We start from the raw sequence: 23,255 nt of genomic DNA, 5'->3' as shown, positions 1-23,255 counted from the left end.
CATCCTATGCAGGAGCGGAATTCTCGCTTGGGCTGTGCCATTGTCCCTATTCGCCGCGACGCAAAAAATTCCTATCCGCGCTAACGCGAATAGGAATTGTAGAGGCTTATTGCCTTATTGCACGGGAATGTATCTCTCCCGCAGCTCTTTCACTTCCGGATGCTCGAGGTACTCGTCGAACGTCATCATCCGGTCGATAACGCCGTTCGGCGTAATCTCGACGATTCGGTTCGCGATCGTCTGCACGAATTGATGGTCATGCGACGTGAAGATGATCGGGCCGTCGAAGTCGATGAGGCCGTTGTTGAGCGCGGTGATCGATTCGAGATCCAAGTGGTTGGTCGGCTCGTCGAGCAGCAGCACGTTGCCGTTCGTCAGCATCATGCGGGACAGCATGCAACGAACTTTCTCTCCCCCGGAGATGACCGATGCTTTCTTCAGCGCTTCGTCGCCGGAGAACAGCATGCGGCCAAGGAATCCGCGGATGAACGATTCGTCGGGGTCCTTGGAATATTGACGCAGCCATTCCGCCAAGTTCAGATCGACGCCTTCGAAGTAAGCGGAGTTATCCTTAGGGAAGTACGAGTGCGTTGCCGTAACGCCCCACGTAACGGTTCCCGAGTCCGGTTCGCGTTCGCCGACGAGCGCTTGGAACAACGAGGTCTTCGAATGGCCAAACGGTCCGACGAGCGCGATCTTGTCGCCTTTGTTGACGACGAGATTAAAGTTATCGAGCACTTTCTCGCCTTCGATCGTCATCGTCAAGTTCTCCACGGTTACGACCTGCTTGCCGACTTCGCGCTCAGGCTTGAAGTTAATGAACGGATATTTGCGGTTGGAAGGACGGATATCGTCAAGCGAGATCTTGTCGAGCAGCTTCTTCCGGCTCGTCGCTTGCTTCGCCTTCGACTTGTTGGCGGAGAACCGTTGAACGAACTCTTGCAGCTCTTTGATCTTGTCTTCCTTCTTCTTGTTCTGGTCGCGCAACAGCTTCATCGCCAACTGGCTGGACTCGTACCAGAAGTCGTAGTTGCCAACGTACATTTGAATTTTGCCGAAGTCGATGTCGGCGATATGCGTACAAACTTGGTTCAGGAAGTGGCGGTCGTGAGATACGACGATAACGGTACCTTCGTAACGGGATAAGAAATCTTCCAGCCAGTTAATCGATTCAAGATCCAAATGGTTGGTAGGTTCGTCGAGCAGCAGGATGTTCGGCTCGCCGAACAAAGCTTGCGCAAGCAAGACGCGGACTTTCTCGTTGCCGCTCAGCTCCGACATCTTCTTATCGTGCAGCTCGGTCGTGATGCCGAGGCCGTTCAGCATGCCTGCCGCTTCGCTCTCGGCTTCCCAGCCGTTCATCTCCGCGAATTCCGCTTCGAGCTCGCCCGCCCGCATGCCGTCTTCGTCGGAGAAGTCTTCTTTCATGTATATCGCGTCTTTCTCTTTCATGACTTTATAGAGACGCTCGTAGCCCATAATAACCGTCTCGAGCACGTTGAACTCGTCGTAGGCGTAATGGTTCTGCTTCAGGACGGCTAGGCGCTCGCCCGGGGTAACGTGGACTTCCCCCGTAGATTGCTCCACTTCGCCGGACAAAATTTTCAGGAACGTTGACTTACCCGCACCGTTGGCGCCGATCAAGCCGTAGCAGTTGCCTGGCGTGAATTTGATGTTGACGTCTTCGAACAGGGCGCGCTTGCCGAATCGCAAGCTTACGCCGGATACGCTAATCATGAGTCTAATCCATCCTTTGCATCGTAATCTGGCTTATTGCTCGTAAATCTCATCGTTTCTCCATGCCGCAGCAGACAGATCCTGTCCTCCGGTACGCCATTCGCCTTGCGGGACGCCTCCAGCCGCTGAAGCGCTTCGAGCGGCGTATCGTCTGATAGCTTGAACGCTCCGTAATGCATGGGCACGAAATATTGCGCCCTCAAATCCAAGAACGCTTGCAGCGCTTCCTCCGGACTGACGTGCTGAGACGCCATGAACCATTCGGGATCGTACGCCCCGATCGGCAGCAACGCCATGTCGATCTTGAACTTCCGGCCGATTTCCGAGAATCCGCGAAAATAACCGCTGTCCCCGGCGAAGTAGATCGTAGGGCCATGATCGCACTGCATCACCCATCCGCCCCAGTGGGACGTATTCATATCCCAAGGGTTGCGCCTCGTCCAATGCTGGGCGGGAACGAACGTGAACTTGATGCGGTGATGCGCGGTATCTTCCCACCAATGCAGCTCTTCGGCTTGAAGGAAGCCCCGAAGCAGGAGCTTGCGCCGGAGCCCGGCGGGGACGATCATCCTCTTCGGCCCCCTGAGCCTGCGCAGCGAAGGAATATGAAGGTGGTCATAGTGGGAATGGGAGATGAGCACGACGTCTACGGACGGCATGTCCGACAGTTCGATGCCCGGCGGAGTCATTCGCTTGCGGAACGCCATACGCCTCGCCCATACCGGGTCTGTAACGATATTCAAGCCTGCCATCTGAATCAGGAACGTCGAATGTCCGATCCAAGTGATAGTGGGTTCGCTTCGATTATGCTGCAAGAAACGAAGATCGGGAACGACATTAGGAACAACGTTGCCATAGCCTTTGTTCCGCAATTTACGGAGACGGTCCTCACGCCAACGGTCGAATTGATCCATCGATGCTTTGCCGGCAAAGATGGAATCCAAGTTGCCGAAGCGCCTTCGCAATTGTAATCCCTCCGGATGATAATCTCTCCTCATACTATAGCAGGAAACCTAGAAATGTACCAATGAAGGAGGGAAAATAGCGCCCGTAATGCGCATTGAACGAGACTCTAGCGGCACGAGGTGCCGTTAAAACCTGCAAGCGCGCTGGGACGTGCCTTTAGCGGCACGAGGTGCCGTTAAAACCTGCAAGCGCGCTGGGACGTGCCTTTAGCGGCACGAGGTACCGTTAAAACCTGCAAGCGCGCCGGGACGTGCCTTTAGCGGCACGAGGTGCCGTTAAAACCTGCAAGCGCGCTGGGACGTGCCTTTAGCGGCACGAGGTGCCGTTAAAATCTGCAAGCGCGACGGGACGTGCCTTTAGCGGCACGAGGTGCCGTTAAACCCTGCAAGCGCGCTGGGACGTGCCTTTAGCGGCACGAGGTGCCGTTAAAACCTGCAAGCGCGCCGGGATGTGGGTTTAGCGGCACGAGGTGCCGTTAAACCCTGCAAGCGCGCTGGGACGTGCCTTTAACGGCACGAGGTGCCGTTAAAACCTGCAAGCACGCTGGGACGTGCCTTTAGCGGCACGAGGTGCCGTTAAAACCTGCAAGCGCGCCGGGACGTGCCTTTAGCGGCACGAGGTGCCGTTAAAATCTGCAAGCGCGACGGGACGTGCCTTTAGCGGCACGAGGTGCCGTTAAAACCTGCAAGCGCGCTGGGACGTGCCTTTAGCGGCACGAGGTGCCGTTAAAACCTGCAAGCGCGCCGGGACGTGCCTTTAGCGGCACGAGGTGCCGTTAAACCCTGCAAGCGCGCTGGGACGTGCCTTTAGCGGCATATGAAAACATAATGGCGAATCTATCGCAACAAAGTCTCCATAAAATCGGTCGTCATCGGACCGACAATAATGTCCTGCGAGACGCCGCGTTCGTCCAGCACGTACGTGGTCGGGTAAGCTCTGACTTTATAAAGGTCAAGAACGGCGCCATCCTCGTCCAGAGCGATCGGGAAGCTAATCCCGCTCTTATCGACGAACTTCTTCGCCGCTGCGCCCGACTTCTCAAGCGACGTCAAATTGACGCTTAGCAGCACGATATCGTCGCTGCCGTATTTCTTGTAAAAACGTTGCATATGCGGCATCTCCGCCTTGCACGGCGGGCACCAGGACGCCCAGAAGTTCACGATGACTTTGCGTCCCCGATATTCGGATAAGCTCACGGCGTTGCCTTGCAGATCACGCAGCGTAAAGTCGGGAGCGAGCTGGTTGAGATGGAGACCCGTCGTTAAAGACGCCGCTTGTCCAGGCTCCGCAACCGACTCGGACGGACGAATGGCGGAGTCGTATAAAGAGTAGGCGATCGCCCCCATGACAAGGAGAAGGACAGGCAGCTGGCGGATTGCCGTCCGGGAGCTCTGGCTAACGCTCGACACCCAGAACGCGGCCGCCAGGCAGAACGCCTGCATGCTGCTAAGGGAGAAGAGTATCGTCAGACGATGTTCGGTCGGAAACGCAAGCCAAGCCAGCGAGCCAAGAAAAATCGCGCTCGAAGCGATCGGGTACCGTTGCCGCTGCCGAGTCAGCGCGTACGCCGCGTAGACGGCGGCCCATGCCAGCGTCAAAGCGGGATATAGAGGCGGGTCGATACGGATGACGAGAAGCGCGGCCTGATAAAATATCGTGCCTCCCGCGATATAGACGGCTAAAGCCGACGCAAGCTGCTCCAAGGGCCAATGTCTGCGATTCAACTGATAAACGATGTAGACGACGACCGCAGTCCCTGCCAGCAATTGCCCCATCGCTCCGCCGTCCAGGAACAGCAGCGAGCTCCAATTGCCGCTCGTTATGCCGAAATCGAGCAGCAGTGGGCTCAGCTTCCATACGGCGAGCCATAGCAAAAAAGCCGGCCCGGCCGCTTCCGTTAAGCCGGCCGACCGATCCAAGCCTTGCCGTGCCGACCAAAAACGCAGCGCCGAATATCCGATTAAACCGAAACCGATGTATAACAAGAGTTGACCGTTCAACACCAACGAACCGATTTGAAAAGAATACAATTCCATATCCTCCCGTGAACGCCATTGCCTCGATTATAGCACTCCATTTCATGAGCAGTGAAGACCTTGATTTCATTCCTTGTTTCGTCATCGCTTGCTCCCCCCGCTTATATTGGAGGATAATAGTGGCAACCGCCCGAACGGGCGTGATCGACTTAGCACGAGCCGGTTCAAGTAGAAACCCTAGTACGGGGACACAATAGTTCTTAACCCCTGCACCACTTTACGGAAAGAGAGGGACTTTTCTTTATGAAACTGTTATCGATCGAACCTACTCCAAGCCCGAATACGATGAAGCTGAACGTCGACGTTCGGCTCGATGCCGGGGTATGGCACAATTACGTTCCGGAGAAGCTCGGAGCCGCTCCGCCTCTGATCGCGAAACTGCTCGGCGTGCCCGGCGTGAAAGCCGTGTTCCACGCATCCGACTTTCTCGCCATTGACCGCAGAGGCAACGCCGATTGGGCGGCGATATTGGACGGCGTGAAGGAAGCGTTCGGCGCGGCCGGGGAAGGAGTCGTCAGCAACGGGCTCGTCGCCGACGGCTTCGGCGAAGCGGTCGTAAAAGTGCAGATGTTCCGGGGCATTCCGATTCAAATCCGGGTCAGAAGCGGCGGACAGGAGTTCCGCGCGGCGATGCCGGAACGGTTCTCGCAAGCGGTCACCGAGGCGGCCGGCGCGACGATGATTCGCGAGCGCAAGCTGGAAGAGCTGGGCATTCGTTACGGCGAGCCGCAAGAAATTCTCGACGAGATCTCGCGCGAGTTGGACGCGGCGTATTCCGAGGCTCGGCTGCGCGACCTCGTCGCGCAAGCGATCGCCGCGGGCCCGGAAGCGCCTCCTCCGGCTCCGCCTGCCCCGCTCTCCTCGGCAGAAGTGAGCCAAGCTCTCGATGCTTCCGATTGGCGCGAACGTTATGCCGCATTGGAACGGCTGAAGCCGACGCCGGACGATTTGCCGGTGATCGCGAAGGCGCTGCGCGACAGCCAGATGTCCGTGCGGCGGTTGGCCGTCGTCTACTTGGGCGACCTGCGGACGCCGGAGACGCTGCCGTACTTGTTCGAAGCGCTCCGCGACAGCTCCGGCGCCGTTCGGCGGACGGCCGGGGACACGCTGTCCGACATGGGCGATCCGGCCGCGATCGCGCCGATGATCGGCGCTCTGAGCGATTCGAACAAGCTGGTCCGTTGGCGCGCCGCGCGGTTCCTGTACGAGATCGGGGACGATACCGCGCTGGAAGCGCTGAGTGCCGCCGCCGGCAGCGAGACTGAATTCGAGGTGAAGCTTCAGGCGGAGATGGCCGTGGCGAGAATCGAACGCGGCGAGGAAGCAGCCGGTTCCGTCTGGCAGCAAATGACGCGTATGCGCGAGCAGCAATAATAGATTAGGCAAGCGGTTTTGCCATAACGGAACTTGGGAGCCTCTATTTCGCTCAATCCCGGGCGTGCGCTCATTTAGCGGCACCACGGTTCCGTTATTGTTGCGTTGTTGGGTTGGATGGAGTACGCGGCGCCGGATTAACGGAGCTACATTCCGTTATCCGATTGTCATGACGGGTTGATGGAGGAAATAGCAGAACGGAGTTCCGTTAACGCTCCCATTTGTAATCGAACCGTAATATTACGTTCATGTTCTCTTCATCTTCCGGGGTTATGATGTTTACATGACCCCCCTTTTCAATCATATATATTTTGAGGCTTGCGACGGACGATGTCGCAAGCCTACTTTTTTAGTCGCTCGCCGAAAAATCGTTTGACGACCGGCCAGAACGCCGGGTCGCGGTCCGAGGCGCTATGCCCCTCCGCTTCCACGTACAAGTGGGGCAGTCCCGGTGCGCCGGCCAGCACGAGATTCAGCTCCGACACGGGAATGAGTTCGTCTCTGCGCGAATGGACGAGCAGCACGGGAGCTCCGTTCTTCTCCGCGTTGTCCCGCAAAATCTTGACGGGATTCGCCCGGCGCATCATCGCTCGGGGAATCCGGCTCCGCCAAACCATGAATTGCGGAATCAAATGCGCGAGCGGAAATTGCGGCAGCTTTCTGCGCCGCAGCTCTGCTCCGATCATCGTCGCCAAGCGGACCGGCATCGAATCGGTGACGAGAGCCGCGATCGGTGCGCCCGCGTCGATCGCCAACACCGCGCCGAATGCGCCGAGCGAATGGCCGATGACGCCGATGCGGTTAACCTCGATGTCCTGCCGCGTCCGAAGCCAATCGATCGCCGCGCACAGGTCGTCCCGGAATTGCAAGCCGGAAGGCGTGCGGTAATGATCGCTTTCGCCATGGCTGCGAGCGTCGTACATAAGAATCGCGAAGCCTTCTTCATGCAGCGGGAGAGCATAGCGCAGCACCCGCGAACGGTTCGAACCCCAGCCGTGAGCGACGACGATAACGGGCGATGCTTCCCCGTGAACCGTTCCCGGCCGCGGCATAAACCACCCTCGTACCGATTTGCCTTGGCTCTGCCACGATACGTCTTCGTAAGGAACGGGCGGAACGGTCTCATTCGGCAATTGGCGCGGTTTTTGCGCTTTTACCGTCAAGCCGTACACGGCAGCCGTCATGCTACCCGCCGCCGCGCCTATCCCGCCTACCAACCATGCCAAGACCGACATCCCTCATACCTCCTCCGATGTTTGGTCTTAATATTCGCATAAGCTAAAAACTCCAATCCGCGAAAGCGGATCGGAGTTATCGTATCATGACAGGAAATTATTGGATAGCCGTTGCAAACCTCTTGACGATCGTCATCGCCTCGTACGGGGTCAAGTAATGCTTCGGCTTGATTTCCGCGTTCGGACAACCGATCCATTGCCGATCGACCGCCGTCGCCAGCGCCTGCATCGCCCATGCGGACACAAGCTTTCCGTCCTTGTAGCTCGAGATCGTTCGAACGACTTCCTCTCTGCTCAGCTTCGGCGAATACTCGCCGATCTGCTCGGACGCGATCGCCATCAAGGCCGCCGCCTCTTCGCGGCTAATTTCCCTTGAGTGTCGGAAAGCGTCGTCGGAATAGTACGTATACGCGCCCGGCTGCAGGCCCCAGCTCGTCTCCATGCTCAGTACCGATTCCGCCCGGACCAGAAATTCCGCATGTTCGTCCCAGGTTAAGTCCAGTTCCCGACTTACTAGCGCCGTAAACTCCCCGGCGGTAATCGCACAGGATATTTTGTCCTTCATCGCTGCTCACGCTCCGGCATAGGCTGCTTTATTGCTTATCGCAATTATAAACAAAAGCTTCTGAACAATCTCTGATCAGAATAACGAAACCTATATCGCATTTGACGAGACGAGACGAAACGAGAATCCCTTAATGCGGAACGGCGATCCGGTCGAACTCGTCCACCAGCCTCTTCAAGTTAGCGGTAAGCTCCATGCCCGACATAGGCGCCCCGTGTCCGGTCACCGCGACCGACGGGTTTAGCGCCGCGAGCTTCTTCGCCGATTCGTATGCGTCCCGCCAGTCCGACGTGAAATACTGAGGAGGACCGCTGATCTCCTGCTTCTGCATGGCGACATCATATACGTATTCCTGCTTCACCGTAACGAACGCGTCCCCTGCAATCAATGCGCGGTCTTCCTTCCTGAGCAGCGACACGTGCCCTGGCGTGTGTCCCGGCGTATGAATCCATTCCCAACCCGGCAGTCCCGGAATCGAGCCATCCCCGGGAAGTGCGATAACGTTCCCGCCGAGGTCGATCGGCTCGTTCGGAAACCACGGGGACAGCTTGGCGACAAGCCCTCTCGAGACCGAAGGATCTCCCGGGGGATACGCTTGTCGGCCCGTCAAATACGGAAGTTCTTCGACATGGGCATATGCCGGAACGTTCCACCGCTCCGTTAGCTCGATGATCGCGCCCACGTGGTCGAAATGGCCATGCGTCAGCACGATCGCCTCAGGCCGGGAATCCTCGCCGAATCGGTCGCGGGCTGCGGCGACGATCTTCTCGGCTGATCCGGGCATGCCGGCATCCACGAGCACCCAACCGGCATTGCCTTCGAGACTCGCGAAGATGACGTTCACGATCTGTACCGTTAAGCAGAACAAACCCGGCGCGGCTTCTTGTTCCTTTCCGCTGCCCAAAGACGTTAAGGGCAAGTAATGATAGTCGTCGCCATAACTCATTTCAGTCTCCATCCCGATTGCTCCTTCATGCGCAAAATCCGACTTCGGTAACTTTCCTCATTCGCGATTCGTTCATCCGCCTTCTCCGGAGCTCGATTCGATTGGAAGCACCATGCTTCCCATGGGCGCATATCCTGCTGTATCCCGACATGCGCCTACACAAGGAGGAATAACGATGCCGAAGAATAAGTCGCCCTTCGCTCAGCCGCTGCTGCGCCGGTCGTCCAGCGAACCGAAAGCGAAGCTTTCGGCCCGGCAGCCCCAAGCGAAATCCGCCGCCTCGTCGAAAAACAAAAAAAAGCCGGCCCGAGCCGACGTCGTGCATCTGCATTATAGCGAACCGCCATCCTATTTGAACCGTCCCCTTCCTTGGTGGGTATCGCCGGGCACGCGCGGATTGTTGCACCCGGTCGGACCGGGGCATTCGCCTCACCCTCCGTCACCCGGCCCGCATCCGCCAGGGCATTTCCCGCCACCGCCACCGCCACCGCCGCCTCATCCTCATCCGCATCCGCATCCGTTCCCGCCCGGCTTCGGGCCTTTCCCCATTCCGATCCCGTTGCCGATTCCCGGACCGCAGCCTATCCCGATTCCGCAGCCGATTCCCGGTCCAAGCTTCGTCACCGTCACGATAAACGGCGGTTCATCGTTCCAAGGCGTGAACTACAGGAACTTCGTTCCGTTCTACCCGGGCATCACGATCCGGCAAGCCCTTGCATCGACGGGAATCGTCGCGTTCGGTCCGCTCGGGTTCATCCATAGCGTCGCCGGCATTCCGATATCCGGCGGCGTGAACGCCCGCTTGCGCTACAACGGGCGAGTCATCCCGCAGACGCTGCTGTCGCTGCCCGCCGATCCCGGCAGCCTGATCGGTCTCGAGCTCTATTACGCCTTAACTGACGCGATTCCCGTTCCGCTCTAAGCTCGAAGCTTCAACCGTTTTATCCTTAGGCGACGACGCGCTCTCTTCCACTTGCTTCTCGACCTTGCGCCGGAATAGGAACGGCACGGATAACGCGACCGCGAACACGATCCCGGCGATGACATAATCGCGCCAATTCCCGGAAGTTAAGGTAGCGCCGAGGAAGTTGTATGCGAACGTGCCCGGCAGCGTTCCTATGATCGTTCCGATCAAGTACGCTCGCAACGGCACATGAGCCACGCCCGCTGCGTAGCTTACCAAGTCGAAAGGAACGAATGGCGCGATTCTCAGCATAAGAACCATCGTGAAGCCCCGTTTCTCCATCGCTCGTTCGAGCTTGAGGAAACGGGGGTTTTCTTTGCCGCCGAACAGCCCCGCCCCGACTTTGCGAGCCAGCAGGAACGAGAGCACCGCGCCGATGACTTCGCCGATCAACGTATAGAGCATGCCGTACCAAGTACCGAACGCAAGACCCCCCGCCATCGCCAGCACGGACGCCGGGAACAGGATGAAGGGCCTCACGACGTACATGCCCATGTAGATCACGGGAGCGTACCATCCGAAGTCGTCCACCCATCCGCGGAGCGTCTCCGGAGTAACCTTCAAATATCGGAAATCGAACCACAGCAGCGCGGCGACGATGCCGGCTATGATTCCGATTTTCACCCAAGTAGAACGACGCAATCGACGGGCCCCTTCCTTTGTTTGCCAACACTATGTGTAATCATACAGGAATAGACAGAAGTTCACAAAACCGAGGGTTAACGCTATCCGATTGGCGAAATTTCCCTTAGAATAGAAGAACAAACCTCAATCTATTTTATCCGAAAAGAAATCAGGTGAATCCCCCTCATGCAGACGAGCTTGCTGCTGTTGCTCGGTTCCAATTTCCATCGTCTGTCCAATACGGTGCAGGAACAAATTTATAGGGAGTTCTACCAATTTCTCTATTCCCCGATCATGTTCATGATCAGCGACCACTCCGCGACGGAGGACATCATTCACGACACTTTCTTGATGACCCTGCGCAAATCGCCCGAGGTCGAAAGCGAGGAACATCTGAAGGCGTGGATCAAAGTCGTCAGCCGCAACTTTACATACACCTATCTGCGCAAACGCAAACGCCAGATTACGGGGATCAGCCTGGACGACGAACGGGCCGATCTATTCGCTTATCAACCCCCCGTCGCCACGTCGGTGGAACAAGAAGTCGTAGCGAAATCGCTGGAAGAACAAATCGGAAAGCACCTGCAGGAATTGAAGGAAGATCAACGGGCTATCGTAGAGCTTAAATGGAAAAAAGGATTGTCGTACAAAGAGATCGCGTCGCAAATCGACGATACGGAGAACGGCGTACGGCGGAAATTGCACCGCGCCCGTGTATTGCTGAAGAAAAAGCTGAGTTTCGATTGGGGGGACCGACATGAATAAACAGGAATTCGAGAGGCTTTACGAAGCGGCGTTCGAGGCGGCTGCCCGGAGCGGCTCCCCGCAGCCGAGCACGGATTACCGCCCCTCTTGGGAGAAGCTTCAGACGAAACTCGGCAGATACGACAGCTCCCGTAGAAGGCGAGCCAGAGTCGGCAAATTTGCGATTCTCGCCTCGGCGCTCCTGCTCGGCGCGTTCCTGTTCGGCAATACGTCTAACGTTCGCGCGATTCCGCCTGTCTTCTCGACTTTATACGAATCTTCCGCCGGCGTATTATCTTACTTTTTCGGGCGTGCCGAAGATCAGAATCCATCCCAAGCCAAGACTCCCCCGCCTCCCGACGCCATGCAGAGCGGAAGCGCCGGTCAACCGGTGAGCCGTATGATCGTGACGGACGCCGCGCAGGCGGACGGGCTGCTTTCTTTTCCGTCGCCGACGTTTCGCTATATCCCTGACGGCTATCGGCTGAACAACGTTCAGGTCAGCTACTACGGCGACAAGACGCGCGCCGATTCCGCCGTTTACTTGTACTTGAACCAAGACGGCAACCAAATTGCATTCAGCTTCGTCAAGCTGGAGGACCGGACGAGCTTGACGGCGAGCGAAGGCAGGAAAGGCGTTAAAGTCGAACAAGTCGAGCTCGGAGACGGTCCCGGCGTTCTGTATGCGGCCGACAACGGGTCGACGCGACTGGAGACGGTTGTCGGCAGCCTGCATGTATCGTTGTCGGGCATACTGCCGCCGGATCAAATCGTGCGCATATACGACGGAATCGCTTACGAATGAGGAGGGAGCAGCCCGTGCCGAAAGGCATGCGGGCTGCTCCTTTTCATTAAGCGTTTAACGCGTATGAAATCGCAAATGATAGGGAACTTCCATTCGCTCGTTGCGACGGGTCGCGATTCTTCCGGTCAGTATAACCTCAATGACGTTATCCGGCCCGAAACGCTTGGCGTCCTCTTTCAGATAGATGAAAAGCGTCCGACGTTCCGACTCGTAGTGAAACAGAAAGTGCTCCGAGATGAGCCTTCCGCCCTGGTTGCCGTCTAGAATCAGGATGTTCCTGGCGTTAAGAGAGTGGCTGTTCATCTCATGTATGAACGTAATGGAGACCAGCGTATCCATAGGAACTCCCACGGCATTCGGATGAGGATGGGTATCCTGAATCCAGTAGCCGATATCGATCATGAGACAAGCACGGATCCCGATACGTTCTCGCCTTGCTCGTAGACTCCGTTCTCGATGACCCAGTGAATCGCGCGAGTACGATAATAATAGCCCGGCGTCACGGCAATAGACACCGCATTGGAGTAAAAGCCCGTATTGTTGCCGCCGAGCGTACTGCCTGAGCCGAAATTCCCCCAAGACGAACCGTCCCATTTCTGCACGTAGATCGTGACTCCGATGGAATCCACGTTCTGGTTGGCGCTGGTGTTGGCCGCTGCGACAACGGAGCCGGTCTTGGCGGTAATCGAACACGAGCCGCTGTCCAAGTATAGATGGTTAGGATCGAAAATGCTGAACGGCATAACGTCTCCCGGCAGAAGTTTGAAGCCTACGGGTTCGGCGAGCGCGCTGCGAGGAGACGGTCCCGCGATTCCCCCGACTAACAATGCAGGTACGATCAACGCTACAGCCAAGCTAAGTAACCGACGACGTTTCATTGTGATCAACCTTTCTTGTTATGAAGTGAGTTCAACTATATACACTTCCGGGAAACGAATTCGTTCCAGCGGTTTTCGACAATTAAAGAAAAAATTTGCGCGCGACAAAAAAAGCCGCCGATTACGCGGCAGCTTTCTTGAATGAATAGCGATCTATACGAGATGCTCCACGGCCGCTCTCTCGATGGCAAGTCCCTTCGTATACCGTTCCATGAAGGCTTCGAAGCCCTCCACGTCCACGGCATCGGGAGCAACCCTGGAGCCGGCTTTCCCCGCGAAAACATTGTCTCCGAGATACGCTTCCAACGTTTCGCCTTCCGACCGATTCATCATATACGACGCCAGAAGGGCGATGCCCCAGGCGCCGCCTTCGCCCGCCGTATCCATGACGGACACCGGAACGTTAAGAGCGGCGGCCATAATCTTCTGTCCTACGCCCGCGGTCTTGAACAAGCCGCCGTGGCCCAGGATCTCGTCCAGTTTAACCTTTTCCTGCTTAAGCAGGATGTCCATGCCGATCTTGAGCGCGCCCAAAGCGGTAAACAGATGAACCCGCATGAAGTTGGCCAAGTTAAAGTTGCTTCCCGGGGAACGAACGAACAAAGGACGTCCCTCTTCGAAATGGGTCATATGCTCGCCGGATAGGTACCCGTACGCCAGCAATCCGCCGCCGTCCGGGTCGCCTTGAAGCGCCAGATTATATAGCGTTCCGTAGAGCTTGTCGGCGTCTGCGCTTAGTCCCATCGCCTTGGCGAACTCGTCGAACAAGCCTACCCAAGCGTTCAGGTCCGAGGAGCAGTTATTGGAGTGAGCCATCGCGACGAGGCTGCCCGTCGGCGTCGTCACGAGATCGATCTCGTCGTAGGCTTTGGACAATTGTCGCTCGAGGACGACCATGGCGAATACCGAAGTTCCGGCGGACACGTTGCCGGTTCGCTTCGCTACGCTGTTCGTCGCGACCATGCCCGTCCCCGCGTCTCCCTCGGGCGGGCAGAACGGAATGCCGGGCTGCAACGTTCCGGTAACGTCCAGGAGCCTTGCCCCTTCTTCGGTGAGCACGCCGGCATTCTCGCCCGCAACCAACACCCGCGGAAGAATATCCTCGAGCTTCCACGAGAAGTTGCCGGCGGCAACCCGCTCGTTGAATTGCCGAATCATCGATGCGTCGTAAGTCCGCGTATGGATATCGATCGGGAACATGCCGGACGCTTCGCCGACCCCGAGCACCTTCTGCCCCGTCAATTGCCAATGAATATATCCGGCGAGCGTCGTCTGGAAACGAATATCCGCGACATGCGCTTCCCCGTTCAAGATCGCTTGATACAAATGAGCGATGCTCCAACGTTGAGGAATATGGAAATCGAACAGCTTGCTCAGTTCCGCAGAGGCTTGCTCGGTAATGTTGTTCCTCCAAGTGCGGAAAGGAACGAGCAGTTCACCTTCTTGGTTGAAGGCCATGTAGCCGTGCATCATGCCGCTAAAGCCGATGGCGCCGATCTTCTGCAAGGGAACGCCGTATTGACGTTTCACGTCATCTGCCATCGCGCGATAGCTTTCTTGCACGCCCTTCCAGATGCTAGACAAGCTGTACGTCCAAATATTGTCGACGTACTGATTCTCCCAATCATGGCTGCCGGAAGCGATAGGCGCGTTGTCTTCGCCGATGAGCACCGCTTTGATTCGGGTCGAGCCAAACTCGATTCCGAGCACCGTTCTTCCGCCCAGAATGGCATTCGTCACATCGATTTCCATGAATGTTCCTCCGCCCGTGTAAATTTAGGAATGTCTCGTGTCGCCCGGCTGACCGTAGTAAGCGTTAGCGCCGTGCTTGCGAAGATAATGCCGGTCTAGCAGCGTCTGCGACATCGACGGCACGCCCGCGTTCAACTGGCGCGTGTGGTAGGCCATCTTCGCGACTTCCTCGAGCACGACGGCGTTATGCAGCGCGTCCATCGCGTCTTTGCCCCAAGCGAAGGGCGCATGGCTGTTCACGAGAACGCCCGGCACCTGGTTAGGGTTAAGGTTGCGGAACGCTTCCACGATGACGTTGCCCGTCTCCGCTTCATACGCGCCGTTGATCTCTTCGTCGGTCATCGCGCGCGTGCACGGGATCGTACCGTAGAAGTAGTCGGCTTGCGTCGTGCCGAGCGCCGGAATGCCTTGACCGGCTTGCGACCAGATCGTCGCCCATGGGGAGTGCGTATGCACGATGCCCCCGATGTTCGGAAATTCGCGGTACAGCACGAGGTGCGTAGGCGTATCCGACGAAGGGCGCAAATTTCCTTCCACGACTTTGCCGTCCGGGTCGACGACGACCATCTGCTCCGGTTGCAGTTCTTCATAAGGAACGCCGCTCGGTTTAATGACCATCAGTCCCGATTCGCGGTCGATGCCGCTGACGTTGCCCCAAGTGAACGTAACAAGGCCGTAATGAGGTAATTCCCGGTTCGCCCGGCAGACAATTTCCTTCAGTTGTTCTAACAAGTACAACACTCCTCTCGCAAGTCCTGCAGGCGTTTCTGACAGGTATTGTTGCCTTTCATTATACACTTGTACGTACATGTGTGTCGAGGAAAAGCTTACTTCGGCTTAGCCGTCGATTGCCGCTCGATCAGCTTCGGCGCGTACAGCTTGTCCCGAGCCGAGGAATCGTCCCCCGTCTCCAAGCGGTCGATGAGCCATTGCGCGGCCAGCTCGCCAAGCGCGGACTTCGGGTGCTCGATCGTCGTCAGCTTGATTTCGGAAGCCGTCGCGAGGAAAGAGTCGTCGTAGCCGACGATCGATAAATCTTCCGGAACGCGCAGCTCCAGCTCGCGGATCACGTCGAGGAATCCGACGGCCAGTTGATCGTTATAGCAGACGAGCGCCGTCGGCGGCAGGTCGGTCTTCAGCATGTCCCGAAGCGCTTGTTGAGGCTTGCTGTCCTTGTCCTCGGTGGCGTATCTCACGATCAAGCTCGGTTCCGCCGCGACGCCCCGTTCGCGAAACGCGCGCATGAAGCCTTTCATCCGGCGGACGCCCTGCAGGTCGTCCGTCTTGAAGAAACCGGCGATTCTCGTATGTCCGAGCTGCAGCAGATGGTCGGCCGCCAGGAACCCGCCCGCTTCGTCGTCCATCCGTACGCCCGGGCATTCGAGATCCGGATATCGCTCGTTGATCATCACTAGCGGGATTCCGTGGTCCTCGAGCGCCAAGTAGTTATCGAAATTCGGATTGCCCTCCGCGCTTTTCGTCGGCTCGACGATAAGTCCGCATACGCCATGGCCAAGCATGTCTTCTAGGCTCTCCCGTTCGCGGTCCTTGCGGTTGTCCGTGCTGGAGAGAAGCAGCCGATATCCGCGTTCCTTGAGCGTCGCTTCGACCCCGCGCACGATCGAGGGGAAAATGTAGTCCGAGATATAGGTCGTAATGATGCCGATCGTCCGATTGTCGGCGTTCACTCTGCGTTCCGCGGGCAGCTTGCTGACGAACGTGCCTTTGCCCTGCTCGCGGGCAAGCCAGCCTTCCTGTACGAGCGCGCCGATCGATTGGCGTACCGTCTGGCGGCTGAGCCCGAATTGCTCGGCGAGCTCGTTCTCGGACGGCAGCTTGTCCCCGGGACGGAACTTCCCGCCCGTGATCCAGGACAAAATCTGCGTCTTCAACTGCAAATATTTCGGAGACTGGCTATTCTTACCGGACATGTCGGCACCTCGGCAACGGTTGTAGTGTACCAATTATAACATATTCGATCACTTGTACGTACCAGTTGGAACGCATTGAGCTTAGAAGTCGGTATTGTCCGCATTTTCCAATGTATGGTATGTTAGTCGCAATTCTATTATTGAAGGTTGAGGTCTTCTCTATATGTCGAATAACGTACTGTATTCTACCGATAACATTCTGATCGTCGCGAACAAAGCCAAGAGACACGTACAACTCGAGCTGTCGACCAGCGGCTACCGCCCGAAATTCGTCACCCATTATATCGAAAGCCGCGCCGAGCTAGACGAGCTGATTGCGGCTCTCGAACGGGCAAGAGCTCACTTGGACTTCGACGAGGCTGGGTAACGGCCGGCTAATTCCGCGAAAGTGATATGCTCGAGGTCTTGGACGATGGCATCCGCGCCGGAGAAATCCATATGGGACGTGACCGGATTCGGCGTGACGAGCGCGACGAGTCCGGCAGCCTTGGCGGCGCGAAGCCCGTTCATCGAATCCTCGATCGCGATCGCCTCTCCCGGTGCGACGCCTAACGCTTGCGCCGCATGCAGATAGAGGGCCGGATCCGGTTTGACGCGCTCGACGTCGTCCGCGGAGCAGACGGCTTCGAAGTATTCGCGGATGCCCGCCAGCGTGGTTACCTTCTCGATCCACCACCTCTGCGAGCTGGATGCCAGCCCGATCTTGAGCCCTAGCTCGCGCGCTTCTTCGAGTCTAGCCAGGACGCCGGGTCTGAGCGGCATCTTGCTCACCCGTTCCTCGTGCAAATCCCAGAATTGTTTATGGATGGCTTTGCGGTCCAGCTTCCTCCCGATTCTCTCCTCCAAATACCCGTACCCGTCGAATCCGCCGTGCGTGCCGATCGCCAGGGACCACTTGTCGAGCGGCAGCTCCTGACCATGTTGCTTATAAATGTCGCGCATCGCCTCGTACGCGCAAGTTTCCGTATCGACCAACGTCCCATCCAAATCGAACACGACCGCTTTAATCATCCGTCTCTCTCCCCTTCTATCCATACTCGAATATATAGTGACGATTATATCACGAGGAAGACGGACGATGGCGCGTTTATGGAAATCGGCAAAGTTCTACGGTTATTATGCGCGGTTGACAGACCTAGCGATTATGATTACATTAATACTCATTCAAGCAATATCGGATTTCGGAAAAATTACGCCGCGGAGACGATAAGCGAATGGAGAGGAGGGTCCGCATGCAGGAGCAAAGGCAGCTACAAGAAGATCCGCAAGATACGTTCGATCCGGAAGCGATCGAGCTGTGCGAGATTACGAACCGCGTGCTCGTGATCAGCCCTCGTCCGGCTTCCCTTCGCTCTCTCGTCGCCGACTTGGCGGTTCGTTGCTACGACGTGTTGCTGCTTCATCACGCGGACGATCCGCTGCTTGGGATCATGAAGGGCAACGTCGTCATCGTAGACCGTACCATGGACAGCGCATCGCCCGGCTACGCGGAGCTTGGATCAACCCCGGCGATCTCGCTCGTTAAGATCGCGCCGGAAGATCCGGATGCGTACGGCGGCCACTGGGTGCAATGGCCGAGCCCGATCGGGCATGTCATCCAGCGAATCAAGGCGCTGGCGGCCCTGTTGCCGGATGCCACGGCGGCGGAAACCGAGCGGTCTTCCGAGTTGCTCGCGTTCAAGGACCTTGCGCTCGACCCTCATCGGATGACCGTGATGCGAGGCGGGGCAAGAATCGAATTAACGCGGACCGAGTTCGATCTTCTCCGATCGTTGCTCGCCGCGGAAGGCCGCGTGAAGTCCCGCGACGAGCTAATCAGCGACGCACGCGGGGAAGCCTCCGCGGCGGAGTGGGGCAGCAACACGGTCGACGTCCACATTCGCAGCTTGCGCAATAAGCTCGGAGACGATCCGCGCACGCCGCGCTATATCAGCACCGTCCGAGGAGTCGGCTATCGCTTGGCGGATCTATAGGTTTGGCAGAAGCTTCGAATTCTGCCGAACCTTTTTCGTTTTTTGGCGCATCCTAATCGGTGCAACCATTCTATCGCGGAGGAGGGTGACAAGGTGTCGGGTCGCAACAACAAACCGGACAACGACGGTCCGGTCGGCAAGCCGGGAAGCTTGGACCAATTCGGAGACAAGCTTGGATCGTCCAACGAGGAAGAATTCCAATCGGCCGTCAGCGCGAATTGCAGCGTCGACGAGGCCGAAGAGCCGGACCACTAATCGCGCAGGAGTAGTTGCATAGAAAGCACATTGGGCACGGGAGCTTCCGCTCCCGTGCCCTTCCCTGTCTAACTCTTCAGTGGCCTTCCAAGAATCGCTCGCAATCGAGCGCCGCCATGCATCCCGTTCCCGCGGCGCTGATCGCTTGACGGTAACGATGATCTTGCACGTCGCCGCAAGCGAACACGCCCGGAACGTTCGTCTCCGTCGTGCCCGGCGTGACGAGCAGATAGCCGTTCTCGTCGGTGTTCAGTTGACCGCCGAGGAACTTCGTGTTCGGCGTATGGCCGATCGCGACGAATACGCCGCTCGCTTCGATCACTTCTTCTTCGCCGGTCTCGTTGTTCTTCACTTTCAGCCCGGTTACGCCAAGCGGTCCGCTTAGCACCTCGAGCGGCGTACGGTTCAAGCTCCAGCTGATTTTCTCGTTGCCGCGCGCGCGGTCTTGCATGATCTTCGAAGCCCGCAGCTCGTTACGGCGATTGACCAGCACGACCTCGCTGGCGAAGCGCGTCAAGAAGTGAGCTTCTTCCATCGCCGAGTCGCCGCCGCCGATCACGATGATTTTCTTGCCGCGGAAGAAGAAGCCGTCGCAAGTCGCGCACGTGCTTACGCCGCGTCCGACGTTGTCTCTTTCCCCCGGAATGCCTAGATATTTAGCCGATGCGCCCGTGGAGATGATCAGCGTCTCCGCGACAAGCTCGCCGAGACCTTCGACTTGCAGCTTGAACGGACGCTGCGACATGTCGACCGAGTTCACCCAGCCGGAGCGGAACTCGGCGCCGAAGCGCTCCGCTTGCTTGCGCATGTTCGCCATAAGCTCGGGACCCATGATGCCTTCAGGGAAGCCCGGGAAATTCTCGACCTCTGTCGTCGTCGTTAATTGGCCGCCCGGCTCGGGTCCTTCGATAACGAGCGGGTTCAAGTTCGCCCGTGCCAAGTAGATTGCCGCGGTCAATCCCGCGGGACCGGTACCGATAATAATGGTTTTATACATCTAACGACACTTCCTTCGTCTTCAATCTATCATTCATGATACCACCCCTACGCCGATGCTTCATGAAGGGTTGATGAACGTATCATGAAGATTTCATGAAGAAGAAGCCGCAGATTTGCCTCGCGCGTAATCTACGCTTTATTTTCCCCCGCTGCCCTATCGTTCAGGCGGTCCAACGTCGTTACCATAGCCTGTTGGCTGGCCGATAGCATGCCGGTTTTCAAGGCGCCGAGAATGCTGCCGACCGTAAGGGGAGTCCCGGGATTGCCCGTCGATTCCTTGATTTGTTCGTTCACGCTCCGCAAACCGCTTGCGGCGGCTGCCGATAGGATCGTCTTGCCTTCTATTTGAAAGTTCTCATAGAGATAGGAGATTACTTTGTTGCGTTTGGACATTCGCTCACCTCCTCGCTCGATCCCCGTTCCTGTCTCTTCGGGCTCCGCTTTGATTGCCGATCTTTCTCTTGCTTCCCTTGCCGCGCCGGAAATTCGGGCTATTCCTGCCGATTCCGGCCATATCCAAAAGCGTGTTGCCCGTTACGCCCGCAACGAGGCCAACGAGGATGGACGCGGCGGACACGTCTGTCGTCCGTTTGACTTTCTCGACCGGAGGCCTGCCTTCCACGGACTTAAGCTTCGTTCGCGCCAGTTGCTGATAGGCCGGATATTCCGTCTGTTGCTCCAATCGTCTCCAACAATTCGCCGCATCCTGGTGCAGCCCGACTCTGAGGTACGCGTCTCCGAGCTCGTCGATCAGTTGGGGCACGCCTTCGGGATTCACTCTTTTCTTCAGTTCGTCCTCGTGCCGCAGCAGCAAGGTATAATCCTCGATGACCGTCGCCGTACGGCGAAAATGCTCCTCCGGCAAATGGAATACCGCCTTTCCGCGAAGCAATCGTACGGTAAGATCCTGCGGCGCCGCTGCCGCGGCATGGTCTAGAAGCTTCAACCCTTTGCGGGCGTGTCTCAGTTTCAGCAACGGAATGCGCTTATCCCGCGCCTTCAGGATCATAATCCCTCCGTGATAGGCATCCGCAAGCGGACGACCCGGATATTCGCCGCGAAGGCTTTCGAGCAACTCTTCGGCTTCGTTCAACGCTTGTTTGTCGCCGGCAATGCACCGTCGATACAAGACGACGACTTGCGCAAGCCTCGCTCCGTACGCAGATGGCTCCTCGGAAGTCGGTTCATGATTTTCAGTGTTCAACGGTTAACTTCCTTCCTGTCGCGGATTTATTGCCGACCGCGCAAGCACGGCCGCTTTTTCAAGCGCGACGGCTTGTACTGATCAAGATATGACCATTTGTCGCAAACCGATTGGATAACAGACTTGCTCTATGAACCTATTTTTGAACGGTGCGCAACGGAGCGCCTATGAACAACAAACAAGCATCGATCCCCCCTAACCTGACGGATGGGGATATCGATGCTTGTAATTAAATAGATGTCCGGAACGGCGCAGCCGGAAGGCCGATCCCGTTCTTCAGCGTCGCGGCGGGCCAGCTTGCCCACGCGTACCGCACCGCGGCCGGGGCAGCCACTTCGGCGCTGCTCACCGCTACCGTGCCGCCTGCGATAACCGCATCGGCTTTCACGAATCTGCCGTCCGTTCCCGCGATCTCGAATCCGAGCACTTCGCCGGAGGCCGAGGGCGACATGAGCCCGCTCTCCGCATGGCTGAAGCTTACGATCGCCTTGGTCCCTTCGACAGCCAAGCTCTTGAAGAACGGTCCGTAGCATGCCGTGTCCCGCCCGTAAACTTCCTTCAGCGCGATGCGGCCAAGGCGTTCGCCGACGGGCCGTTTGTCGCGCGGATGGATGTCGTTCTCTTCGCCGCAATCCAGAATGACCGCCATCGCCGTATTCGGCACCTGTTCCGTTACTTTTTGCTGCGCCTCGCGCAGCAGCGGCCAGTTCACGCCCTCGGGATCGTAGGGGTCCGCGTAACCTGGCAGTTGAACGAACAAGAACGGCAGCTCGGCGTCGCCCCAATCTTGGCGCCATTGGCCGATCAAGACCGCCATCAGCCGATCGTACAGATACGTCCGGTCCGCGTCGCTCTCGCCTTGATAATAAATAAAGCCTTTAATCGCGTAAGGCGCCGCCTGGCTCAGCATCGTGCCGTACAGCCCGCTTGGCCGCAGAAAGCTGAGCTCGTTCAGCGGAGGCGGCCAGGGGAAATCGCCGAGTTCCGCGCCCGTGAGCCCTTCGGACTGCCTGCGAACCCAGGCATCCACGGCAGCTTGATAGTCAGCCTGTTCCTTCTTGGCGGTCTCCGGATTAAGATCCTTGATCTTCTCTTTATACACATCGACGTATACGCGCAATTCCGGATCGTTCGCGAGCGCCTCCTCCGGCACCCAGCACGACGCGGACGTACCGCCCCAGTTGCAGCCGACGATACCGATCGGCACGTCCAGTTCGCCGACGAGCGTTCTCGCGAAATGGTAGCCGACCGCCGTGAACCGCAGGGCCGTCTCCGGAGAGCATACCGCCCAAGCTCCCGCATGCTCTTGACCGTCGTCGTATGCGACGCGCGGCACTTCGTAATAGCGTACTCGCGGGAAATCTGCCGCGGCCGCCTCCTGCTCCGCGTTCAAGGAGTCCGCTAGGCGCCACTCCATGTTCGATTGCCCGCCCGCTAGCCACACGTCGCCGACGAGCACGTCGCGGAACGTCAGCTTGTCACCTCCCGCTTCCACCGTCAACTCGAACGGGCCGCCGGCTTGCATCGCCGGAAGGGTGACCTTCCATTCGCCGCCGCGTACGACATCCCGCACGGATGTTTCCCGGATGCGCACCGTTACGGTATCGCCGTCCGTTCCCGTTCCCCACACGGGAATACCCCGCTCTCTTTGCAGCACCATATGATCCGTAAACAATGCGTTCGCTTGCAGTTTCATCGACACGTAGATCCCGCCTCTTCTCCGAATTCTATCTTCGATGGTGTCACAAAACCCGTACAGTGTCCACCCTTCAACTTATCGTTTTCGCCGCGCGACCATACAAAAAGCACGCTGCCAGGCAGCGCGCCTTTGTCTGCTTCCGATTACATTCCGATCGCCCGATGCACGGCCTCCAGCACCCGCGACGAGTGGAACGGCTTCGTGATGAAATCTTTGGCGCCGCTCTGAATCGCCTCGATGATGAGATTCCGCTGACCGACGGCCGAACACATCACGATGTTCGCCTTCGGGTCGAACTTGCGGATTTGTTTGACCGCCTCCACGCCTTCCATAACGGGCATCGTGATGTCCATCGTCACGACGTCCGGTTTGAAAGCCATGTACCGCTCCACCGCTTCTTGGCCGTTGCCCGCCTCGGTGACGACCTCGTGACCGGCCCCAACCAGTATATCCTTCAGCATCGCTCGCAAAAAAGCCGCATCGTCAACTATCATTATTTTAGCCATGCCCGAACCTCCTGACAGACAGAACCGATCGTCTAACTTGATGGTTCGATCTTATCCGACAA

Annotated in this window: 25 protein-coding genes; 7 read left to right on the top strand and 18 right to left on the bottom strand. The window is 57.6% G+C overall.

Going from position 1 to position 23,255, the window contains the following annotated elements:
- Positions 1 to 114: 114 nt before the first annotated feature.
- The 3 genes from COHPA_RS0118165 to COHPA_RS25255 form a co-directional block, all read right to left on the bottom strand.
- Positions 115 to 1,737: an ABC-F family ATP-binding cassette domain-containing protein gene (locus COHPA_RS0118165; RefSeq protein WP_027087574.1), complete on the bottom strand. Its 1,623-nt coding sequence runs from the start codon at positions 1,735 to 1,737 to the stop codon at positions 115 to 117.
- Positions 1,734 to 2,651, bottom strand: coding sequence for an MBL fold metallo-hydrolase (locus COHPA_RS0118160; protein ID WP_245590356.1), 918 nt, complete (start codon positions 2,649 to 2,651; stop codon positions 1,734 to 1,736). Before COHPA_RS0118160 ends, COHPA_RS0118165 begins: the two co-directional genes overlap by 4 nt.
- Positions 2,652 to 3,539: 888 nt before the next feature.
- Positions 3,540 to 4,733, bottom strand: coding sequence for a peroxiredoxin family protein (locus COHPA_RS25255; protein ID WP_169733280.1), 1,194 nt, complete (start codon positions 4,731 to 4,733; stop codon positions 3,540 to 3,542).
- A 249-nt stretch (positions 4,734 to 4,982) separates the two neighbouring features.
- Between COHPA_RS25255 and COHPA_RS0118150 the strand changes: the two genes are divergently transcribed.
- Positions 4,983 to 6,113 (top strand): virulence factor, encoded by a 1,131-nt coding sequence (locus tag COHPA_RS0118150; RefSeq protein WP_027087571.1) that lies wholly within the window; start codon positions 4,983 to 4,985, stop codon positions 6,111 to 6,113.
- Positions 6,114 to 6,454: 341 nt separating this feature from the next.
- Here COHPA_RS0118150 and COHPA_RS24595 read toward each other — a convergent pair whose 3' ends face one another.
- The 3 genes from COHPA_RS24595 to COHPA_RS0118135 all read right to left on the bottom strand — a co-directional run bounded on the left by COHPA_RS24595 (position 6,455) and on the right by COHPA_RS0118135 (position 8,871).
- Positions 6,455 to 7,348, bottom strand: a complete 894-nt coding sequence (locus tag COHPA_RS24595; protein ID WP_027087570.1) for an alpha/beta hydrolase — start codon at positions 7,346 to 7,348, stop codon at positions 6,455 to 6,457.
- Between the two features lie 97 nt (positions 7,349 to 7,445).
- Entirely contained in the window at positions 7,446 to 7,913 is a 468-nt protein-coding gene (locus tag COHPA_RS0118140; RefSeq protein WP_027087569.1) for a hypothetical protein, read from the bottom strand.
- Positions 7,914 to 8,043: 130 nt separating this feature from the next.
- The gene (locus COHPA_RS0118135) at positions 8,044 to 8,871 is read right to left on the bottom strand and encodes an MBL fold metallo-hydrolase (protein ID WP_027087568.1); all 828 of its coding nucleotides are present in this window, start codon (positions 8,869 to 8,871) and stop codon (positions 8,044 to 8,046) included.
- A gap of 163 nt (positions 8,872 to 9,034) precedes the next feature.
- On the opposite strand from COHPA_RS0118135, the gene COHPA_RS25980 reads away from it, so the two are divergent.
- Positions 9,035 to 9,781, top strand: a complete 747-nt coding sequence (locus COHPA_RS25980) for a hypothetical protein (RefSeq protein WP_027087567.1) — start codon at positions 9,035 to 9,037, stop codon at positions 9,779 to 9,781.
- On the opposite strand, the gene COHPA_RS0118125 is transcribed toward COHPA_RS25980, so the two are convergent.
- On the bottom strand, positions 9,752 to 10,465 hold the full coding sequence (locus COHPA_RS0118125; RefSeq protein WP_027087566.1) for a TVP38/TMEM64 family protein: 714 nt from the start codon (positions 10,463 to 10,465) through the stop codon (positions 9,752 to 9,754). The genes COHPA_RS25980 and COHPA_RS0118125 overlap by 30 nt on opposite strands.
- 168 nt (positions 10,466 to 10,633) lie before the next feature.
- Between COHPA_RS0118125 and COHPA_RS0118120 the strand changes: the two genes are divergently transcribed.
- Both COHPA_RS0118120 and COHPA_RS0118115 read left to right on the top strand, forming a co-directional pair.
- A complete protein-coding gene (locus COHPA_RS0118120) occupies positions 10,634 to 11,212 on the top strand; it encodes an RNA polymerase sigma factor (protein WP_027087565.1) in 579 nt (192 codons plus the stop codon).
- Entirely contained in the window at positions 11,205 to 11,996 is a 792-nt protein-coding gene (locus tag COHPA_RS0118115) for a DUF4367 domain-containing protein (RefSeq protein ID WP_027087564.1), read from the top strand. The genes COHPA_RS0118120 and COHPA_RS0118115 overlap by 8 nt, the downstream gene beginning before the upstream one ends.
- A gap of 54 nt (positions 11,997 to 12,050) precedes the next feature.
- Here COHPA_RS0118115 and COHPA_RS0118110 read toward each other — a convergent pair whose 3' ends face one another.
- The 5 genes from COHPA_RS0118110 to COHPA_RS0118090 form a co-directional block, all read right to left on the bottom strand.
- Positions 12,051 to 12,398: a hypothetical protein gene (locus COHPA_RS0118110; RefSeq protein ID WP_027087563.1), complete on the bottom strand. Its 348-nt coding sequence runs from the start codon at positions 12,396 to 12,398 to the stop codon at positions 12,051 to 12,053.
- Positions 12,395 to 12,874: a DUF6147 family protein gene (locus tag COHPA_RS24585; RefSeq protein ID WP_027087562.1), complete on the bottom strand. Its 480-nt coding sequence runs from the start codon at positions 12,872 to 12,874 to the stop codon at positions 12,395 to 12,397. The genes COHPA_RS0118110 and COHPA_RS24585 overlap by 4 nt, the downstream gene beginning before the upstream one ends.
- Positions 12,875 to 13,027: 153 nt before the next feature.
- A complete protein-coding gene (locus COHPA_RS0118100; RefSeq protein ID WP_027087561.1) occupies positions 13,028 to 14,626 on the bottom strand; it encodes a xylulokinase in 1,599 nt (532 codons plus the stop codon).
- Positions 14,627 to 14,650: 24 nt separating this feature from the next.
- Positions 14,651 to 15,358: an L-ribulose-5-phosphate 4-epimerase gene (araD, locus tag COHPA_RS0118095; protein WP_027087560.1), complete on the bottom strand. Its 708-nt coding sequence runs from the start codon at positions 15,356 to 15,358 to the stop codon at positions 14,651 to 14,653.
- A gap of 95 nt (positions 15,359 to 15,453) precedes the next feature.
- Positions 15,454 to 16,557 (bottom strand): GntR family transcriptional regulator, encoded by a 1,104-nt coding sequence (locus tag COHPA_RS0118090; protein WP_027087559.1) that lies wholly within the window; start codon positions 16,555 to 16,557, stop codon positions 15,454 to 15,456.
- Positions 16,558 to 16,720: 163 nt separating this feature from the next.
- Here COHPA_RS0118090 and COHPA_RS0118085 point away from each other — a divergent pair, with 163 nt between their 5' ends.
- Positions 16,721 to 16,924 (top strand): hypothetical protein, encoded by a 204-nt coding sequence (locus COHPA_RS0118085; protein ID WP_027087558.1) that lies wholly within the window; start codon positions 16,721 to 16,723, stop codon positions 16,922 to 16,924.
- Here COHPA_RS0118085 and COHPA_RS0118080 read toward each other — a convergent pair.
- Positions 16,897 to 17,568 (bottom strand): HAD family hydrolase, encoded by a 672-nt coding sequence (locus COHPA_RS0118080; protein WP_027087557.1) that lies wholly within the window; start codon positions 17,566 to 17,568, stop codon positions 16,897 to 16,899. The two genes, COHPA_RS0118085 and COHPA_RS0118080, sit on opposite strands and share 28 nt — an antisense overlap.
- Positions 17,569 to 17,789: 221 nt before the next feature.
- Here COHPA_RS0118080 and COHPA_RS0118075 point away from each other — a divergent pair, with 221 nt between their 5' ends.
- Complete coding sequence (locus COHPA_RS0118075; RefSeq protein WP_027087556.1) at positions 17,790 to 18,530, top strand: winged helix-turn-helix domain-containing protein; 741 nt, start codon at positions 17,790 to 17,792, stop codon at positions 18,528 to 18,530.
- 93 nt (positions 18,531 to 18,623) lie between these two features.
- Positions 18,624 to 18,785 carry a hypothetical protein gene (locus COHPA_RS25870; protein WP_169733279.1) on the top strand — a complete coding sequence of 54 codons (162 nt, stop codon included), beginning with the start codon at positions 18,624 to 18,626 and terminating at the stop codon, positions 18,783 to 18,785.
- A 76-nt stretch (positions 18,786 to 18,861) separates the two neighbouring features.
- On the opposite strand, the gene trxB is transcribed toward COHPA_RS25870, so the two are convergent.
- The 5 genes from trxB to COHPA_RS0118045 form a co-directional block, all read right to left on the bottom strand.
- Positions 18,862 to 19,782, bottom strand: coding sequence for a thioredoxin-disulfide reductase (gene trxB, locus COHPA_RS0118065; RefSeq protein WP_027087555.1), 921 nt, complete (start codon positions 19,780 to 19,782; stop codon positions 18,862 to 18,864).
- A 131-nt stretch (positions 19,783 to 19,913) separates the two neighbouring features.
- Positions 19,914 to 20,177: a hypothetical protein gene (locus COHPA_RS0118060; protein ID WP_027087554.1), complete on the bottom strand. Its 264-nt coding sequence runs from the start codon at positions 20,175 to 20,177 to the stop codon at positions 19,914 to 19,916.
- A gap of 4 nt (positions 20,178 to 20,181) precedes the next feature.
- The gene (locus tag COHPA_RS23740) at positions 20,182 to 20,988 is read right to left on the bottom strand and encodes a hypothetical protein (RefSeq protein ID WP_027087553.1); all 807 of its coding nucleotides are present in this window, start codon (positions 20,986 to 20,988) and stop codon (positions 20,182 to 20,184) included.
- 229 nt (positions 20,989 to 21,217) lie between these two features.
- On the bottom strand, positions 21,218 to 22,684 hold the full coding sequence (locus COHPA_RS0118050; RefSeq protein WP_035121286.1) for a sialate O-acetylesterase: 1,467 nt from the start codon (positions 22,682 to 22,684) through the stop codon (positions 21,218 to 21,220).
- A gap of 146 nt (positions 22,685 to 22,830) precedes the next feature.
- Entirely contained in the window at positions 22,831 to 23,193 is a 363-nt protein-coding gene (locus COHPA_RS0118045; protein ID WP_027087551.1) for a response regulator, read from the bottom strand.
- Between the last annotated feature and the right edge of the window lie 62 nt (positions 23,194 to 23,255).

This window comes from Cohnella panacarvi Gsoil 349 (assembly GCF_000515335.1).
Taxonomy (GTDB): Bacteria; Bacillota; Bacilli; order Paenibacillales; family Paenibacillaceae; genus Cohnella; species Cohnella panacarvi.
The sequence above is the reverse complement of the archived record's forward strand: the minus strand, read 5'-3'. Positions and strand labels throughout refer to the sequence as shown.